Origin of the sequence: Acinetobacter sp. EKM10A, from assembly GCF_011075215.1 — a bacterium.
Lineage (GTDB): Bacteria > Pseudomonadota > Gammaproteobacteria > Pseudomonadales > Moraxellaceae > Acinetobacter > Acinetobacter baumannii.
The window spans coordinates 1-259 of record NZ_JAALLK010000054.1; the positions used below are offsets into that span (position 1 = coordinate 1).

Annotated in this window: 1 pseudogene; it reads right to left on the bottom strand. The window is 31.3% G+C overall.

The annotated features are described in order from the left end of the window. A pseudogene (locus tag G9371_RS19045) lies at positions 1-259 on the bottom strand (type I secretion protein); the annotation flags it as partial.

Consider the following 259-nt stretch of genomic DNA (forward strand, 5'->3'; position numbering starts at 1 on the left):
CAAACTGTTCCATCATCAAATACAATTGAGGATAATTGCCCCTCACCAAAATGAATGGTAGCAGTTGAATCATTAAATGTAATAACTCTATCCGCACTAGTCTGTTTTAAAATAATTTCATCAGCTGAAACTGATTTTAAATAAAGTGTATTTTGTTCATTTGTATTATCTAAGATATGAACATAACTCAACGACCCTAATAATGCTTTATCTACAATATAGGTGTCATTCCCTGCTTCGCCAATTAATCCTGTATATA